An 18,397-nucleotide genomic window follows, 5' to 3' on the forward strand; every position below is an offset into this window, starting at 1 on the left:
TTTTTCACTTTTTGTCCCAATACCAAGCCAAAATAGCATATTTAACATTGTATATAGAAATTGTTAAATTTTCAATGAATATAGCCGATTTATTTCACTTTTTACCATAATATCCGCTGCTATCCGTAAAATGGGTAACTCGGGACACGGGCTCTAAGCCCGGCCTTCTTGGCCACACCTCAAAGCGCTAATCCATGCGCTTTTTCCCTTCAGATACCCCATAAAACTCAATATACTTATATCGGCGGGATGCTCACTAACATATGGACATGAGCCAGCATCAGCTGCCCTTCTATTATCTCCCCCACCTATACCTACTTTTTCAGTTCCCTCCTTGGAAAAAGGGGGTGAAAAAACGAGCTATTTTGTCAAAACAATGGCAGGAAGTTTTAGTATTGTATTTCTTTTTCAGATATACAGACAAGAAAATCGTGAAAAACTATGGACGAAGTCGTACAACTGTAAACGATTGGAAACTAGCGGCACTGAAACAGTTAAGAAAAGAATGGGCGAGGTTGGAACATAAAGAACAAAAATAGAATACCTTTTGAAATCATTGAAAATGTGGTTGAAGGAGAACCGGAAGCAACATACAATGTCATATGTCATTACAGGAATTAGCAATAGCGTTAAGCCGTAAACTTGATTTTACGAAGGTATTATCAGCTAAAGTTAGAGCATTAGCAGAAGAAGGCGATTATAATAAATCTATTTTAAGTTTATGAAAATATGGAAAGCTTCACTTGCAATTCTATAACCAAGGAGCCAATTTCTCTGTATAAGCGCTGTATTGACCGTCCGATATGCAACTTTTTGTAAGGACTCAGTAATCCCACACATATCTTTTAAGATGTCATCGGTTTTAACAAAATTATCCATAAAACTATTTTGACTGATTTTTTCTAATTTATTCTCCATAGCCATCGCTTCTTGAAATTTTCTAACTACTTCTTGAATTTATATTTTCCTTTTCCATGACCGGATACTGATTCAATAATATCTGCCTGCACCAAATTGGAAAGAAGTTTTGAAACACCTGAAGCTTTCAACTCAAGAACTTCCATAGCTGCACTTCTTCCAAACACCTCATCAAAACCAAACTTCTCAAAAAGTCTCTGAATATGAACTGTCGTTTTTACTGAGAAATCGCTACCCTTTTCGGAAAGTACACTTTCAACATCCACTTTTTGTCTTGAATGTCCACTTTTTCTTCGTTCAAACGTCCACTTATATGCTACCATACGGATAATCATCAAAAAATCTTTTTTCAATTTCTTGCGTTTATCTATGGCAAGGCTGAACTGTTACTCTGTACCAGCTTATCTGCCACCTAATCTACGCCCGCATCAGATTTCTCATCTTCCATTCCAATCTCATCATCTCCCTTTTCATCCATATTGAACAGCGCATTTAAGGCAATATTCATACACTGCACTAATCAGCATGCCGCAGGAATCAATGCCCATCATCTTACGAGGAAGCGGATTGGTAATCGCCACACAGGTCTTACCTACCCGCTGTTCCGGTTCATAATACTCATGAATTCCGCTTAAAATCGTGCGGTCTGTACCAGTTCCGTCATCCAGAGTGAACTGCAGCAGCTTCTTTGGCTTCTTTACTGCCTCGCAGGCCTTTACCTTAACGACACGGAAATCAGACTTCTTTGGGGCGTAAATCAGGCGTAGAGTGGGCGTATGCTATTCTGAAAGCATTTTGCAGAACTCTGCTGGCTCTATACAGGGTGTTCCGCTGCTCTTAAAGTCTGCACAGTTCCTTGTAACAATATAATCCGCCTGAAATGCAGCCGCACACTCCTTTTGCAGACAATCCTCAAAATCTGAAAATGTTTCATCTGCCAGGGCATTGAGAATCTTTGCCTTGTCGATTCCTTCAACCTCAAATAATTCGCATATGCTTAACAACAGTTTACGTCTTTACGCAAAATAAAGAACATATTCTAAATGGAATGTGCCGCAATACATCCTGATACCCGTCTCTGCTTACAAGCAACGACGATCTGCTCTGCGGCCCGATCATAGGGACTGCGGCAAAGCAGATAATCAAGAAGAACATTTGTATCAACCAAAATTCGCAGTCCCATATTTCTCCTCTCTGTAACTAGCTAATTCTCTTTCATAATCTATCTGCGGTGCTTTCCGTCTGAGACTCTCTAACTGCTCAAATGCCTGTTCTCTTACTTTTTCTGATTCTGAGCCATAAAGACCAGTCACACATTCCATAATCTGAATGATAAATACAGCTTATCTTCCGGCATCCGTTCCAGTAAATCCATCGCATCTTTTCTCAGTGCTGTCATTACTTATCACCTCTTCCATTCTATAGCATCCCAAAATAATACTGCACCCACTTGACAAAGGGTTTATGATAAAGTCAAGAGGTGATTATTATGTTACACAATGAAGCACGTAAATTACTCATCGAAGCCTGGAACAAGACACACAATGCAAAAGAAATTGCAGAATGCTTTTCTGTCAATACCAGCACAGTTTACCGGCTTGAAAAAAGAATGCGTGAAACCGGATCTGTGGAAACCAGAACCTCTCAGCGGGGCCGTAAACCAGCCCTGAGCCAGAATGACATCCAAAACATAGACCGGTTAATCCAGTAGCAACCAGTTATTACAATCAATGAAGTACTGGAAAAATTACAACTCCATGTCAGCGATGAAACGGTTCGCAAAGCCATCCTGAAACTCGGGTATGTTTATAAAAAGAAATCTCTGCATGCATCAGAACAGGAGCGTCCCCTATGTCCAGGCCAAACGGAAGAGCTGGAGAGAACATATATCGGAGAACGATGCAAATCATCTGGTATTTCTTGATGAAAGCGGTACAAATACGAATATGACAAGGCATTATGCTCGTTCCAAAAAGAATGAACGGGCTGTAGACAGTACTCCTGTTAATACACCATGCAGCACTACTATTTTGTCCTCTGTACGGCTAAATGGAAAAACATCCTATACGGTTTATTGCGGCGGAACGACTGGGGAGCGGTTTGCAGAATATTTGAAAACAAAACTGATACCGACCTTGTCTAAAACTGACGTTATTGTTATGGATAATATGCGCTCCCATCATGCAAAAATCGTGAAACAAGTATTGGATGAATCAGAGATAAAATATGCGTATTTGCCGCCATATAGCCCGGACTTAAATCCGATAGAAAAAATGTGGTCAAAACTCAAAGCATATTTAAGGAAAGAAAAAGTCCGAGTCGCATCAGAACTTCCAGCAGCAATCGAAAGGGCATTTTCGACCGTTCGAGTTTCAGATTGTTTAGGGTGGTTTTGTTCGTGCAATTATGTGCGGTAATTTGATGGATTGCTATAATAGATGATCCTCTTGTTACCTTTATTATACCCATTCTATCGGGCTTTGTATAGAAATATTTTTCAACATGCTCTGTCACGCTCTCCATTTTGCCATATATTCATCAAACACGCCTATTTCTCTGATTCGTTTTTCGGTGATGTTACCGAACAATAGCACTTACCTTCATCTCTCCGGTAACAAACCATAGTTTCAATTCTTTTTTGACCATAACACAAAAGGACATCTTCCTAAAATTTCTTTTAGAAAAATGTCCTTCTTAGTACAAAATATTTACATCGCTTATTAAAACCCGTTAAGCCACTTTAAAATGTCGCACCGCTGTCGTACGCTGCTCAAAAAGCACGCTTTTTCTCTAAGCCTTAGTACAGCTTCGCCCCCGCGGGAATGCTGTCATCCAGCATTAAAAGATTCAATCCTTCCTGTCCATCATATTCATACACTGCACTAATCAGCATACCGCAGGAATCAATGCCCATCATCTTACGAGGAGGCAGATTGGTAATCGCCACACAGGTCTTGCCTACCAGCTCTTCCGGTTCATAATACTCATGAATTCCGCTTAAAATCGTGCGGTCTGTACCAGTTCCGTCATCCAGAGTGAACTGCAGCAGCTTCTTTGACTTCTTTACTGCCTCGCAGGCCTTTACCTTAACGACACGGAAGTCAGACTTGCTGAAGGTCTCAAAGTCTACGTCATCTGCAAACAGAGGCTCGATCTTTACCTTAGAAAGGTCAAGCTGTACACTTGGTGCGGACACGCTTACAGCCGCAGCCGGTGCTTCCGCTGCAGCAGAAGAAGCTTTCTCTGCCTTGTTCTCGCCCTTCTTTGCGTCTAATGACTTCATTGTCGGGAATACCCAAGAAGAAGAGGTATTGTTCCCTATTATGAAGTATTACCACGTATTTGCTAACTCTCTGCAACGTATTATCATGTATTATTCATTACCATGCAAGCAAAATTCGTAGTAACTAAGTAGTAAATCAATGATTTTGTAGTTGTAATTCACACATTCAATTTTAAGGACTCTTCCCTAAAATATATCAAGATTGTGTGATAAGTTTTCAATTGCTTCTTTTTTCTTTGCGTCTGTGACCTCCGCATAAATATCCATCGTCGTTTCGATGTTAGCGTGTCCCATGACAGCCTGAATGACTTTTATGTTTGTTTCCTTTTCGCAGAACCTCGTACAAAAGGTATGCCGTAAATGATGACAGGAAAAATGTGGAATAATAACAGGCTGCCGTCTCTCCTTTTTGGCATTGACTACTTCCTCAGCATTATAGTTCTCCAAGATCCTCTTAATCGTCCGATTAACAGTCTGTGGATTATGAATATTACCGAAGCGGTTACAAAAAATGAAGCCTGTCATACCATCAATCACGGTACTGTTGAAACCATTTTCTTTCTGCACCTCATATTCCTCTTTGAATGCATTGTAAACCGCATCCATCATCGGAACAGTCCGGATACCCGCTTCTGTCTTTGGAAGTGACACCGCAAATTCTGACTTGCGTGTTTTACTGCCCTCTCTGGCATAATAGGTCACGCTATGATTGATATTGATAAGACGGTTTTCAAAGTCCAAATCTTCCCACCTTAAACCAATCACTTCTCCAATTCTGCATCCGGTTCCCAATAAAACTGTGAATAATGGATGCCAATGATAAAAGATTGGATTGTTTGCGGTATAATTCATAAAAGCCCTCTGCTGCTCTACCGTCAAAGCGTGTCTAATGCCTTTGTTCTTCCCTGCTTTTCTTTTGATTTCTGCCATGACACCATCAGAAGGATTTGTGCGGATTATTCCGTCACGCACTGCCAACTGAAATGTAGGGTGAAGCACCGTATGAATCGTATCGACTGTATTTGCCTGCAAGTCTTTCTCATTCAACAGATAGTAATAAAAATACATTACATCGGAATACTTTATCTCTCCGATTTTTCTCTGTCCAAATCCGTCCCTTACAAAATGGTCATACATATAATTGTAATTGGAACGTGTTGTCTTGCGTAAGTCATACTTCGTTGACATATACCTGTCAAATACAAAATTCAAAGTCGCACTACCAGCTACATAAACATCTAATCCATCAAGCTGATTTTTTATCAAATCTTCTTCTTTTTGTCTTAGTGTCTGCAAATCTTTGGCATATACAAATCTGCGTTTCTTGAACGGATCAGTGTAAGTATATACATATGTATTATCCGTTCTCTGGGATTCCCCCTTCCGTAATGCTCTGCCTTTGTTGTCTTTTCTTGCTTTTGCCATCTCTACTCCTTTCTTCAAGGAAAGAGATTTTGCACCTCTGCATCCGGTGTCCTAAGTAATAAATCAACACCTGTATGCAATAATTGAGTTATGGTCATTCCGTGACTGTCCGCATATTCCTTTAGCTTTTGCAGCTCGCTATCTGTTACCCTTACACTTAATGTATTCAGCTTTGGGGCATCAGATTTTGGTCTACCCATTTTAGCCATCCGTATGCACCTCCAATCACTTCTATATACCATTATACTTTTCGTATACGAAAAGTCAAGTGTTTTCTACTGCAAAATCCCTTGAATAAAAATCATCACACATACAATCTGAATGTTTCCAAATATTCCTCAAAAATATCGCAATTTACAAGCACCAGCTTGTCTACCTTATAGATTGCCTTTGCATCCTTTGCCATCTGCTCAAACTTGCTCTGGCACATACTATACATTTCTGCTCCCTCTTTGTAGCGAACAAACCTCTTTCCATTTTTCATTCGCTCCACAACTATCACCTCTTTCCTAATAAAATAGGCAGCACTTTATCTGCCCATGACAAACAGGAACCCATGCTCCTATCTCTCATCAACAGATAACAAAAAAATCCATACAGGTGACAGGTCATTACTCTGCCCACATCGGTCTTGCACCGTCATCCATATTGACCGGATTTCTCCGGAAGTATCATTATCAAAAATATGTATCTTTGCCCCGTGCAACTGCTGCACATTTTGCCAGACATCCCTCGCTACTTACCTTAACTTCAATACCAGATTTCAGTATTCCTTCGTATGAACCTTCTCTTATAAAAGAAAGCAGGTATCTCTTGGCGTGTCCGCATAGTGGCTCCACATATTCCACACGTCCTGTACGCATTTTTATATGAAATTGTCAAGGTACATTCTCAGGCTCCTGCCTGCATTTTGGATAAAATCAACTCTGGACTTATCAGCCCAAAAAGCACATAAGCACACTCCCGTCTGCTATGAACGGTGTTGTAAAAATTATGTGCTTTAGCGGAATGACAAGATTAGAGTTCCAGCCTATCGGGTCCATACTTGCAGATAACCTGAAATAAAACTTTCTTATGTATCCCCTCTGCCAGTTCATACATTTCCTGCAAAACTTTCAGTTCAAGAGTAGTCAGCGTATTCATGTACGGCTTATAATTCTCTCCCACAAAAATTCCTCCATCGCCTCCCTGTTTCGTATAGATTGGAAAACCAAGAGATAAAGCCTGAATATCATTTTGTATTGTGCGAACCGTAACATTAAATTCGTCTGCCAGTTCTTTCGCCGTAATGCGACGTCTGACAAGCAGAATATTTATTATTTCAGCTCTTCGATCTGCTGTATTCATGCTTTACCTCCTTTCTGTAAATTCTCCAATCTCATTGTAAAAAACGAACCGGAAAAAACCTTTCATATTAAAACACGCTTTTTCCCGCAACCGCTTTTGACACAATCAACTCATCTTATTCCAAAATAAATACTCTTTTCTCTCCTGTTTCCTCTTATTGACTTTGCAGCTTCTGGTTGCTAAAATCTTTTATGGATAAAATCACAAATTCATAAAAAGACACACAAACTGCTATGGAGCTTCACGGGCATCTGATGCCTGCTGTGAGCTGTGGCAGTTTTTTTATTACCTATGCCGTTCTACGGAACTGAACAGCCGGACGCTGTCCATAAATGGGCGGTAACGCTCGTATGAGTTTTGGACAGGCTGCCTATGCAGCCTAAAACTCGCAAATTCCCTTCGGGCAATTTGCCAAAGATAGCAAGCACTGCCTGTGTTCCCTCACAGGCACCATTTCCCCAAGTTTCTTCCAAGTAGAAACTTGAAAAAATTGGCTTGCATGGGGCATATCCCCCTGACCCCCTTTGCACTCCAAAACCCAGCAATTACTCCACGGGAATTTCTGAATTTTTACGTTCAAAAACCACACCGCCGGATACGGCATATCACAAAATTTTCTTCATAAATAAGAAAGGGAAAGGGCAAAGCAATGGCAAAAAGAGAAAGACAAAATGAATTGAAAATATATCTGAGCGATGATGAACAGTACATCCTAGAACAGAAGTGGAAAGCCTCCAATATGAAAAGCAAATCCGCCTTTATCCGGCATCTGATTTTGTACGGATATGTCTATGATGTAAACTACGAACACCTACGGGAATACAACACAATCCTCTCTCGCATCGGGAACAATTTAAACCAGATTGCCAAGCGTATGAACGCCACGGGCAACGTCTATGAAGCCGATGTAAAAGAAGTAAAGGAGCTGATGAAACAGGTATGGCAATCACAAAAATCCATGCTATCCAAGCAACCGTCAATAAAGCAGTAGATTACATCTGCAACCCAGCAAAGACAGATGAAAGCATCCTCATTTCTTCCTTTGGATGCAGTCCGGAAACTGCTGCTTTTGATTTCAAGTTTGCCCTGTCAAAAACCAATCAGGTAGACCCAAACAAAGCATTTCATCTGATACAGGCATTTATGCCCGGAGAAGTATCTTATAAGGAAGCTCATCAAATCGGCATAGAGCTTGCCGATAAACTTCTGGAAGGAAAATACTCTTACATTGTGGCTACCCACATTGACAAAGGACACGTTCATAACCACATCATTTTCTGTGCTGCAGATAACATCAATCATGAGAAATACCATGACTGTAAAAAGACCTACTATCACATCCGGCATATGAATGATGAGCTGTGTTCCGAGTATCAGTTATCCGTTCTGCCACCAACTGACCAGCGTGGAAAAACATACAAGGAATGGCTCTCCAATAAAAGCAATTCCTCATGGAAAACCAGGCTCAATAATGACATTGACGAAGCCATCCAAACTGCTGATACTTATGAGGACTTTCTTGACCTTATCCGTGCCAAAGGATATGAGATAAAAGGCGAAACCTTTGATGCAAAATCTTTAAAATATATCTCATTCCGACCACTTGACTGTGAGCATTTTATCCGTGGCAGAGCCAACTCTTTAGGTTCGGAATACACCAAAGAACGAATTAAGGAACGGATCGAAGAAAAGGCATTGATACAGCCTAAAAAGCGTATTCCATTTCCTACAAAAAAGAAGCAGCTTGTCAAAGATTATTCTTCCAAAAAGCTCATTGACACATCGGAAGAAAAGTTTGAACAAAGTCCTGGTCTGAAGCACTGGGCGGACATCCAAAACCTTAAAATTGCTGCCAGCAGTTACAGTGAAACAGGCTCCATTGCCGAGTTGGAAAAACAGCTTGCAGCTAAGTCGGTTCTTGCCAAAACTGCACGAAACAGTCTTGTGGAAACCGAGCATCAATTAAAGGATTTAGGGCAGATATTAAAATATGCTGAGCAATATCAGACCAATCATATCTATCAGGTCCGGTACCAAAAATCCAAAAATCCGGATGCTTACCTGCGAAGTCACGAAACAGAACTTCTACTCCATGACGGTGCAAAAAATATGTTGAAACGCCTTGGAGTGAACCCTAAAACTCTAGATATTGAAAAGCTCCGTAACGAATACAAATCTTTGTATTTGAAGAAAGGAACCTTACAGAAAACCTATAAATCTGCTGAGAAAGAAATCAATGCTCTCAACAGAAAATTAGATAATCTGAATCAATATCTTACCCGTAATTCGTCAGTTCAGAAGATTAGCGACAGGAAAACAGAAAAGAACCAAACTACTCTCTGATTTTTTCCATCAAAAAAGATGTATCGCATTGAAGTTTTTCACTTCGCTGCGATACACCTTGATGTGTGTAGTAAACTCTTGCTGCTTTTTCTACTAATATTCCGTTTTTTCGTATTTTCCACTTTCGTTCCACCATGTACTGTACTCCATATCTGTCATGTATTCTAACGCAATTCACTCCTGCCGATGTGTAATGTAAACTACAATCGAGGTGAATTACAATGCAGGATATAAAACAAAATCTTGCCAACGCAGTACGTGAATACCGCACAGAACTCGGTCTTTCACAGGAAAAGCTGGCAGAAATTCTTAATCTTGATCAACGTACCATATTAAACATAGAAGCCGGACGTGGAAATCCTAAATTCGAGGTACTATATCCATTAATTACATACCTGAAAATACCAGCCGATAGGATATTCTATCCGGATAATAGCGAGCAAAAACCAAACCTTCAGAAGCTCTTTACCTTATTAAGTGATTGCACAGAACATGAAGCTAATGATTTGTTACCCATGGTTCGCTATCTGCTTGAATTACTGCGAAAACAAGATAATCCTACTCTTTGATAAACCAATAGAATCTATTCGAAGCTATTGGTTTTCTTATTTTCAATTATTTTTGCTTATATTTTTCTCCTCTCTCAAATCTTACTTGTGTAATATTTTAATTATTACACAAGTAAGATTTTAAACCAACCTGTTTGTTTGAATTGACAGCAGAAAAAATAGAACTTATAATATTTTTATTACAACCGTAAGATTTTAGGAGGGATTTTAAATGAGTGACTTGCCGCAGATTTCCGAAGCTGAATATGAAGTTATGAAAATCGTATGGAAACATGCTCCAATTAACACCAATGAAATAACAGAAAAATTACTGCAGTCCACAAACTGGAGTCCTAAAACGATACAAACACTTATTAAACGTCTTGTTACTAAAGGTGCACTCACTTATGAAAAACAAAGTCGTGTTTTCGTTTATACTCCATTAGTAAAAGAAAGTGAATATATTTGCCAAGAAAGTAATTCCTTTCTTAATCGTTATTATGACGGGGATATTACAGCTATGTTATCTGCATACATAGAAAATGACAAACTGACAGAACCAGAAATAGAAACGCTTCGCTCTCTTCTATCCAAGAGAGGAAAAAAAGGAGGCGATTAACATGGCTAATTTCATGATACGCTTTTTATTATGCAATGTATTGATCAGCGGTATCATCGGAATTCTTTTGATAGCCAAATGGGTATTCAGAAACAACTTGTCCAGCCGGATGCAGTATAATCTGTGGTTGCTGTTACTCGGACTTTTAGCAGTACCTTTTATACCCTTCCGTCCAGTTTGTTTCCCGCAAATTTTCTCATGGCTCAGTAGCGTACAAAACTCCACCACTTCTCATGCAGATGTTGGTACAAATAATGTTATGAATACCGATTTATCCGGTACTACAAATTGGATGAATGACTTTGCCCTTTCTGTAAACCATGACACATCATCCGTTACCGGGTACATTTTATTGAGTATATGGATTGTGGGAATGCTTATGATGATGATATTGGTAATCAAATCTTCTCTTCGTTTACGCACTATAAAGAGATCTGCACTTCCCCTTCAGAATCCGAAAGTTCGCAGACTGTATAACAGATGCTTGAATGAGATGAAAATAATAAGGAATATTCCTGTGTACAGTACCGCTTTTTTGAAATCCCCTATTATCGTAGGATTTTTGAAGCCATGTATTTATCTGCCAATTCATTTAATCTCAGATTATCATGAATCTGATATGAGATATATGCTATTGCATGAACTACAACACTACAGACATAAGGATGCCATTGCCAATTATCTTATGAACTTTGCCGGAGTGCTTTATTGGTTTAACCCCTTTGTCTGGTTTGCACTAAGAGAAATGCGTAACGACAGAGAAGTTGCCTGTGACACTTCTGTTCTAAAAATGCTTGAAGAGGACGATTATGAGAATTACGGAAATACGCTGATTAACTTTATAGAAAAGGTCTCCTTTTCTCCTTTTCCTTTTGCCGCCAACCTTAGCGGAAACATGAAACAAATGAAGCGTCGCATTATCAACATTGCCTCTTATGAGAAACCAACGTTTTGCAAGAAATTAAAAGGCATGACTGCTTTTATACTGACCACAGTTCTAATAATGGGACTTACACCTTTTATTTCTACATATGCAGCGGACGAAAGTCGCTACCAATGGGAATCTTCCTCAGAAAATATTTCATATGTAGATTTTTCTAAATACTTTGGAAAATACGAAGGAAGCTTTGTTTTATACGATCTTAGAAATGATGTCTGGAGCATACATGATATAGAACATGCTACGCTACGAGTTGCACCGGATTCCACTTACAAGATATATGATGCTTTATTTGGATTGGAAGAAGGTGTCATTACACCACAGGATTCTTTTATTGCATGGAATGGAGAAAACTACCCGTTTGAAGCATGGAACGCTGATCAGACCTTGCAGTCTGCTATGGCTTCATCTGTGAACTGGTACTTCCAATCAGTGGACGAACAACTTGGTACTACTTCCGTTTACGATTATATCAAGGAAATCGGATATGGAAATAAGAACATGAGCGGTGATTTCTCCACTTATTGGATGGAATCTTCCTTGAAGATTTCCCCAATAGAGCAGGTCGAACTTCTAACCAGGCTGCAGAATAACAGCCTTGGCTTCGCCCCTGAAAATATCAATGCAGTAAAAGATGCCATCTGCCTTTCCTCTTCCGATGCCGGAACATTCTACGGAAAGACCGGAACCGGACGAGTAAACGGACAAGATGTGAACGGTTGGTTTATAGGCTATATCGAAACTGCAGATAATACATACTTTTTTGCTACCAACATTGGTGCAGACAGCGATGCTACCGGAGGCAACGCAACTGAAATAACCATGTCTATCTTGTCAGACATGAATATCTGGAAATAAAAATATCGGGTAAAGGTCATAGTTATAATCCTTTGCCCGTTTTTTTTATTTTCACTTTATGCATAAAAGCGTTTCAACTATCCAGTTCTATACGTCAAGAATTAGATTTATTATTGATGTATTCTACAATTTCTCCAATAAAAAAAGATATCAATGTCCCAATTGAAACAAACAAACTATCTCTATCACCTAATGATTCAATGAAGATTGAAAATGTAAACGTAAAGTTACTATACATATAATCATAAAAAACGTATTTCAGAGTACCTATCAAGAGCATCAACCCGAAAGAAATTAGTGCATATATTAGGCACAGCAAAAAGCTAATGTCAATGCTGCGTTTGACAATGATTTTTCCCATAAAAAAACCTAAAATAAAAACCCCAATATCAATATATGTATATATAATTAAAAAACCCAAATAGGCTAAGGCCGCATTATATTTGGGAAATAAATAAAAACAAAGAAAATAAGCCAAAGCCACACATACAAAATATACTAAAAAGAATATATTCAACAAAAACGTCATTCTTTTTTAAATCGTTATTATAATGGTAAAATAACAGCTATGATATCCTCTTATCTCGAAGATGATGCATTACCTACAACAGAAATAGAGGAACTCCGTTCCATTCTCACAAAAATGTCACAAAAAGGAGGAAAGTAATATGAGTGATTTTATGATACGCTTTCTCATTTGTAATTTATGGATTAGCTGTATCATTGGAATCCTTTTAGTAGTTAAAAAATTATTCAAAAAAATTTTAACTAGCCGTATGCAATATAATTTATGGTTCTTATTATTTATATTGTTGTTAATCCCTTTTGTACCATCAAAGCCAACAAAATTTTTTTCCATATTTGCGTTATTTAGTAACATTCCACAATCAGAATTACCAAATAATGATATTGTATCACATACAACCAATGAAACAATTTTTGAAAATAATATGAATTGGATGAATGACTTTACACTTTCTATCACTCAAGATACATCATCAATATTTGGATTGATTTTAGGAGCTGTTTGGATTATAGGTGTACTAACAATGATTATTTTGGTTACAAAATCAGTTTTACGCTTACATATGTTAAAAAAATCCGCTCTATCTTTGCAAAATGTTGAAGTACGAAAAATTTATTATAGTTGTTTAGATGAGATGAATTTAAAAAAGGATATCCCCATTTACAGTACTGCTTTTTTAAAATCTCCCATCATCGTTGGTATTTGGAAACCATGCATTTATTTGCCGATACATTTGATTTCTGATTATAATACTTCTGATTTACGATATATGTTGCTACACGAGTTACAACATTACAAATATAGGGATAATATTACTAACTATTTTATGATTCTTATTAGAATTATTTATTGGTTTAATCCTATTGTATTGGTTGCGCTAAAAGAAATGTGTCATGATAGGGAAATTGCTTGTGATAGTTCTGTATTAAAAATGCTTGAATATAAGGACTATATTAACTATGGAAATACATTGATTAATTTTGCTGAAAAAATTTCTACCACTCCATTTCCATTTGTAGCTGGACTTGGCGGAAATATGAAGCAAATTAAACGCCGTATTCTTAACATTGCTTCTTATGAAAATCCTACCTATTGGAAACGAATAAAAGGATTGATTGCTTTTTTAATGACAGCTATTTTACTTTTTGGTTGCTCTCCTATGTTGTCCACATATGCATCGGAGGAATGCTATACTTGGGATACTTCCTCAAAAAAGATTACGCTTGTAGATCTCTCATCATATTTTGATGGGTACAAAGGAAGTTTTGTGCTTTACGATTTACAGAAAGATAATTGGAATATATACGATATAGAACAGGCAACTATACGAATATCTCCCAACTCTACTTATAAAATATATGATGCTCTATTTGCTTTAGAAGAAAATATTATTACTTCAGAAAATTCTTTTATTTCCTGTCCTCAACAGAATTATCCATTTGAATCATGGAATGAAGACCAAACTCTGTTTTCTGCAATGAATTCTTCTGTTACTTGGTATTTTCAAGCTTTGGATGCAAAGTTAGGTAAATCTAATTTGCAATCTTATATTGAACAAATTGGATATGGAAATCAAAACATAAATGGAGAACTTTCTTCATATTGGATGGAATCCTCCTTAAAAATCTCTCCTATAGAACAGGTAGAACTTTTAACGTCATTATACTTTAATGATTTTGGATTTACGCCAGAAAACATTCAAACTACAAAAGAAAGTATCCAGCTATTTTCAGATGTTAATTGCACAATTTATGGTAAAACTGGTACTGGATGTATTGAAGAAAAAAATGTAAACGGTTGGTTTATAGGTTTCGTGGAATCTAAAAATCATACATATTTTTTTGCAACAAATATTCAAGCTATAGATAATGCAACTGGCAGTATTGCATCTGAAATTACACTTTCTATATTATCTGATATGAATATTTATAAATTATAAAAGTAACAATCATATAGATAGGAAAAAACAACATAACTCAATCAGTTTAGTTCAACACAATTCTTTAAATTGATAAAAGGATGGTACACAAAAAGATAAACTACCCATATTGTGTGGACAGCATATAAAAAACATTCTTGTTAAGATAATAATATTTGAGTTAAAAACAGGAGTGGCAATGCCACTCCTGTTTTTAACTGGACATACTTATGGTTATAAAAAATGACTAACAGATATAAAATATCCTGTTATATATACATATAAGAAATATCTATTACCCATTTTCTGTGTCAGCAACTTTCTATCCATATTTCTTCATAAATTGCATGATTGTTTTCGAAAATCATAATATCCACAGCAAGATACCTAAAAGAAATGATACATCATTGATAATGTATCGCATACTCTGTGTCTGTATATAACCTCATATTGCACCTGTACTCTCACATCCGTTCTTCTAATCGCAGAAAATTCCGTAAAAGTTCATTTTTCATCTTCAGGCACTCAATTTCTTACTGATATTCTCTGATACTAGCTGGTTCTGTCTGTTTTTTAGGACGTCCTCTGTATTTTAGCAGAAGCCCAGCAATAAGACGAGTCTATTCCCGATTATAGTAATTGATTCAGTTTTCAATTTGTCGAATCTCTAATTAAAAGTATTTTACAAGCTTACGGATTGGTTTTTCCTACTTTACACATAGCAATCAGCTTTGGTTCAATTATTTGATATGCGTGTATTTACTTTTTGCTATAACAAAACCTGCTCATATAATCAAGTGTTTTTTGTTGAAACCACAGGCTCCTTATGTGATTCTATTATTTTAAATAAGGGGGCTTTTTGTCATTGTCCGTTTTTATTGGTTCAGTTCACTTTTTATGCTCAGATACAATAGGAAAAATTATTTTAAATTTTGCTTGACTTTTAAATATTACTATTGTAATATTTAAAGCGTGCTTCACACAATAGACTTATTGCTATATTTTCTCAACTAAAATTTTATATTGACAAATACATATAGAATTCATTTTATTTATAAAGAGAGGTGACAAAACATTTTCAAAATCTTAATACAAATATGTTGAGAAAAGATAAACTATGTTGGATTATAGTTCGTAAGCACAACTAAAATGAATGGTTTACTAAATTTAACCTAAATAAAGAATTATATATTGTGACAAATACAACTCTCATATCCTTTAAAATGTAAATACTACTATTTTATTATGGATTTGCAATGAAAAACTTGAAAGGTGGAGATAATATATTACAAATGCATAAGTTAGCTATATGAAATGATATAAATGCTTCAAAAATTCAAAATTCTATGTATAATCTATATTTTAGGAGGATAAAGTTATGAAACACAACAAAATTACCATAAGTATTTTAATGATCTTTGTCATATTATTATCTGTTGGATGTAGTAATAATCAAGAAAACATTTCTGATGGCAATGAAAATGTTAATGCAGATTATGATTTTCTATTTCAAGAACTGGAAGAAAAATATGATGCTACATTAGGAATTTATGCACTTGATACAGAAACTAATAAAGAAATTTCTTATAATGCAGATGAAAGATTTGCATACTGTTCAACATATAAAGCTTTAGCTGCCGGTGCCATTTTAGAAAAATACTCTATTGAAGAACTTGATAATGTAATATATTTTGAAGAAGAAGATGTTTTATCTTATGCACCAGTTGCAAAAGATAAAGTAGATACTGGAATGACTATTAGAGAAATATGTGATGCTGCAGTTAGACAAAGCGATAATACTGCTGGAAATCTACAATTTACTCTTCTTGATGGACCTAATGGTTTTAAACAATCATTAAGTAAAATTGGTGATACTGTAAGTGAGCCTTCTAGAATAGAAACTGAATTGAATGATGCTGTACCTGGCGATATAAGAGATACTAGTACTCCTAAACAATTGGCTTTAAATTTAAAAGAATATGCAACTGGAGATATATTGTCAGATGATAAAAAAGAGATTTTTATAGATTGGATGTCAAATAATGCAACTGGTGATGAATTAATTCGCGCTGGTGTACCAAGTGATTGGATTGTGGCAGATAAAAGTGGTGCTGGTTCTTACGGAACACGAAATGATATCGCTATTGTAACACCCCCAAATAAAAAACCTATATTTGTAGCTGTACTTTCAAAAAAAGCAGAACAAGATGCAGAATATGACAATAAACTGATAGCAGATGCCACAAAAATCATCTTTGATTTAATATCATAAAAATTGATTCACTCAAAAATAAATTAATATACCAAAATACAATTACAAAAGTTTTATCTTAGAAACTCTCAAAAAGAACCATAGATAAGATTCTTCTATGACGATATAGGTGAAATACTTGAATTCAAGCATTTCACCTTTTTTGTAAGGATATGTAGAAAAGTCTATAAATAAGGATGCTTCTATAACAATTTGGAATACTTAAAATTAGAGATTTGAACCTTATGTTATAAATACTATCTATCTAACGGGTATCGATAACAGGCGGCTTTTCAAACATTTTAACCAAGATATTGATTTACTCTGAAATCCTATTTCATATATAATACTCAGTTTATCATAGTTCTGCGCTCAGTTCCGAATGGTATTAGTTTACCTTTTGCTTGCTTCGAAAGTAAAGCAATATAGTATCTTTAGCAAGGCAGTATTGATTTGAAGTACACTCCTTTGCTTATTTAGCTTTCTATAGGTCGCATTCAAATATTCCACCTTGTTTGACGACAGATTTCGGCATAATAGGTTTGATGAAAAAGCCTTTAAACACATTTTAAGAGGTCTAAAAATTCAAGTCGTTAAAAAAGTGATAGTGATAATAGATAACACCAATTAAAATGCAAAAAAACTTTATCTTTCTTTCGTTTTTTATGTTTTTTATTCAACCGGAGAAATTGATAAAGCTGGATATTACTACAAATTAGAAATATAAATCTAATCTATCAAATATGGAGGAATGACTATGAAAAAAATATTTGCACTTGCTTTTTGTTTTGTAATGAGTAGCTTTGTTTTGGCGGGCTGCTCGGGAAAAGCGAACCTTTTGAGAAAAAAAGTTTTACGCCGGATACAAAGGTCAACGAAATAAATCTTGATGTGAGGGACAGAGAAATTGAAGTAACACTATCTGACGACGAACAGGTGCATATCCAATATTCTGAAAACAGCAAAGAGTATTATGATATTTCTGTTTCCGATGGAAATGTGCTGACTATGGTAAATGCCAACAACAAAGAATGGACGGATTATATCGGGGGAAAACCCTCTACCAAAGATCGGAAAATCGTATTACAAATGCCGACTACACTTCTGGATACTGTTACGCTATCTACGACAAATGAAGATATATCACTTCCAGTATTGGCTGTTACGGGAAGCATTGATATTTCGACTAACGACGGAAACATCACTTTTGAGAGCTTAGATGTAGGAAATACCTTGACTTTGACCGTTAAAAATGGGGATATTTCTGGCATGATTGGAGGCAGGTATGAGGATTTCGTCATTCAATCAGAAGTCAAAAAAGGTGATAGCAGTTTGCCAAAACATAAAGATATTGGTAAAAAAACACTAAAAGTACTTTGCAATAACGGTGATGTTGATGTTACGTTTGTGGTATAAATAAA

20 protein-coding genes and 2 pseudogenes are annotated in these 18,397 nt (G+C 36.4%); 11 read left to right on the plus strand and 11 right to left on the minus strand.

Annotated elements, in window-relative coordinates; all coding sequences use genetic code 11:
- Window positions 1–195: 195 nt before the first annotated feature.
- The 6 genes and pseudogenes from BN3656_RS16470 to BN3656_RS16910 form a co-directional block, all read right to left on the minus strand.
- Window positions 196–332, minus strand: a pseudogene (locus BN3656_RS16470) (transposase); the annotation flags it as partial.
- Window positions 333–708: 376 nt separating this feature from the next.
- Window positions 709–918, minus strand: coding sequence for a hypothetical protein (locus BN3656_RS12865; protein ID WP_066548896.1), 210 nt, complete (start codon window positions 916–918; stop codon window positions 709–711).
- A 26-nt stretch (window positions 919–944) separates the two neighbouring features.
- A complete protein-coding gene (locus tag BN3656_RS12870) occupies window positions 945–1,241 on the minus strand; it encodes a hypothetical protein (RefSeq protein WP_081423014.1) in 297 nt (98 codons plus the stop codon).
- Between the two features lie 180 nt (window positions 1,242–1,421).
- Window positions 1,422–1,661, minus strand: a pseudogene (locus tag BN3656_RS12875) (lysine--tRNA ligase); the annotation flags it as partial.
- A gap of 36 nt (window positions 1,662–1,697) precedes the next feature.
- The gene (locus BN3656_RS16905) at window positions 1,698–1,922 is read right to left on the minus strand and encodes a PIN domain-containing protein (RefSeq protein ID WP_242963005.1); all 225 of its coding nucleotides are present in this window, start codon (window positions 1,920–1,922) and stop codon (window positions 1,698–1,700) included.
- Window positions 1,923–1,957: 35 nt separating this feature from the next.
- Complete coding sequence (locus tag BN3656_RS16910) at window positions 1,958–2,101, minus strand: PIN domain-containing protein (RefSeq protein ID WP_242963007.1); 144 nt, start codon at window positions 2,099–2,101, stop codon at window positions 1,958–1,960.
- A 306-nt stretch (window positions 2,102–2,407) separates the two neighbouring features.
- On the opposite strand from BN3656_RS16910, the gene BN3656_RS16705 reads away from it, so the two are divergent.
- Both BN3656_RS16705 and BN3656_RS12895 read left to right on the plus strand, forming a co-directional pair.
- A complete protein-coding gene (locus tag BN3656_RS16705; protein ID WP_179297091.1) occupies window positions 2,408–2,629 on the plus strand; it encodes a helix-turn-helix domain-containing protein in 222 nt (73 codons plus the stop codon).
- Window positions 2,630–2,744: 115 nt separating this feature from the next.
- Complete coding sequence (locus BN3656_RS12895) at window positions 2,745–3,335, plus strand: IS630 family transposase (protein ID WP_167544881.1); 591 nt, start codon at window positions 2,745–2,747, stop codon at window positions 3,333–3,335.
- Window positions 3,336–3,715: 380 nt separating this feature from the next.
- Here the strand turns inward: BN3656_RS12895 and BN3656_RS12900 are convergent, their stop codons facing one another.
- From BN3656_RS12900 to BN3656_RS12925, 5 genes are all read right to left on the minus strand, one after another.
- Window positions 3,716–4,201 (minus strand): methionine--tRNA ligase subunit beta, encoded by a 486-nt coding sequence (locus BN3656_RS12900; RefSeq protein WP_066548898.1) that lies wholly within the window; start codon window positions 4,199–4,201, stop codon window positions 3,716–3,718.
- 186 nt (window positions 4,202–4,387) lie between these two features.
- The gene (locus BN3656_RS12905; RefSeq protein WP_066548900.1) at window positions 4,388–5,626 is read right to left on the minus strand and encodes a tyrosine-type recombinase/integrase; all 1,239 of its coding nucleotides are present in this window, start codon (window positions 5,624–5,626) and stop codon (window positions 4,388–4,390) included.
- A gap of 14 nt (window positions 5,627–5,640) precedes the next feature.
- Window positions 5,641–5,835, minus strand: a complete 195-nt coding sequence (locus BN3656_RS12910) for a CopG family transcriptional regulator (RefSeq protein ID WP_066548902.1) — start codon at window positions 5,833–5,835, stop codon at window positions 5,641–5,643.
- Window positions 5,836–5,930: 95 nt separating this feature from the next.
- Window positions 5,931–6,110 carry a DUF6462 family protein gene (locus tag BN3656_RS12915; protein ID WP_096807433.1) on the minus strand — a complete coding sequence of 60 codons (180 nt, stop codon included), beginning with the start codon at window positions 6,108–6,110 and terminating at the stop codon, window positions 5,931–5,933.
- Between the two features lie 533 nt (window positions 6,111–6,643).
- Window positions 6,644–6,973 carry an HTH domain-containing protein gene (locus BN3656_RS12925; RefSeq protein WP_066548907.1) on the minus strand — a complete coding sequence of 110 codons (330 nt, stop codon included), beginning with the start codon at window positions 6,971–6,973 and terminating at the stop codon, window positions 6,644–6,646.
- A gap of 649 nt (window positions 6,974–7,622) precedes the next feature.
- Here BN3656_RS12925 and mobC point away from each other — a divergent pair.
- From mobC to BN3656_RS12975, 9 genes are all read left to right on the plus strand, one after another.
- Complete coding sequence (mobC, locus tag BN3656_RS12935) at window positions 7,623–7,964, plus strand: plasmid mobilization relaxosome protein MobC (protein WP_066548912.1); 342 nt, start codon at window positions 7,623–7,625, stop codon at window positions 7,962–7,964.
- Entirely contained in the window at window positions 7,913–9,316 is a 1,404-nt protein-coding gene (locus BN3656_RS12940; protein ID WP_066548914.1) for a relaxase/mobilization nuclease domain-containing protein, read from the plus strand. Before mobC ends, BN3656_RS12940 begins: the two co-directional genes overlap by 52 nt.
- Window positions 9,317–9,537: 221 nt before the next feature.
- On the plus strand, window positions 9,538–9,885 hold the full coding sequence (locus tag BN3656_RS12945; protein WP_066548915.1) for a helix-turn-helix transcriptional regulator: 348 nt from the start codon (window positions 9,538–9,540) through the stop codon (window positions 9,883–9,885).
- A 211-nt stretch (window positions 9,886–10,096) separates the two neighbouring features.
- Window positions 10,097–10,483: a BlaI/MecI/CopY family transcriptional regulator gene (locus BN3656_RS12950; protein ID WP_066548916.1), complete on the plus strand. Its 387-nt coding sequence runs from the start codon at window positions 10,097–10,099 to the stop codon at window positions 10,481–10,483.
- Between the two features lies 1 nt (window position 10,484).
- Window positions 10,485–12,281 carry a BlaR1 family beta-lactam sensor/signal transducer gene (locus BN3656_RS12955; RefSeq protein ID WP_066548918.1) on the plus strand — a complete coding sequence of 599 codons (1,797 nt, stop codon included), beginning with the start codon at window positions 10,485–10,487 and terminating at the stop codon, window positions 12,279–12,281.
- Between the two features lie 511 nt (window positions 12,282–12,792).
- The gene (locus BN3656_RS16475) at window positions 12,793–12,948 is read left to right on the plus strand and encodes a BlaI/MecI/CopY family transcriptional regulator (RefSeq protein ID WP_143331362.1); all 156 of its coding nucleotides are present in this window, start codon (window positions 12,793–12,795) and stop codon (window positions 12,946–12,948) included.
- 1 nt (window position 12,949) lies between these two features.
- Window positions 12,950–14,746: a BlaR1 family beta-lactam sensor/signal transducer gene (locus tag BN3656_RS12965; protein ID WP_002575561.1), complete on the plus strand. Its 1,797-nt coding sequence runs from the start codon at window positions 12,950–12,952 to the stop codon at window positions 14,744–14,746.
- A 1,357-nt stretch (window positions 14,747–16,103) separates the two neighbouring features.
- Window positions 16,104–16,997: a class A beta-lactamase gene (gene bla / locus BN3656_RS12970; RefSeq protein WP_002575559.1), complete on the plus strand. Its 894-nt coding sequence runs from the start codon at window positions 16,104–16,106 to the stop codon at window positions 16,995–16,997.
- Between the two features lie 858 nt (window positions 16,998–17,855).
- Window positions 17,856–18,392, plus strand: a complete 537-nt coding sequence (locus BN3656_RS12975) for a DUF4097 family beta strand repeat-containing protein (protein WP_278245874.1) — start codon at window positions 17,856–17,858, stop codon at window positions 18,390–18,392.
- The last annotated feature ends 5 nt before the right edge of the window (window positions 18,393–18,397 follow it).

This window comes from Clostridium sp. AT4, from assembly GCF_001517625.2.
Classification (GTDB): Bacteria; Bacillota; Clostridia; order Lachnospirales; family Lachnospiraceae; genus Enterocloster.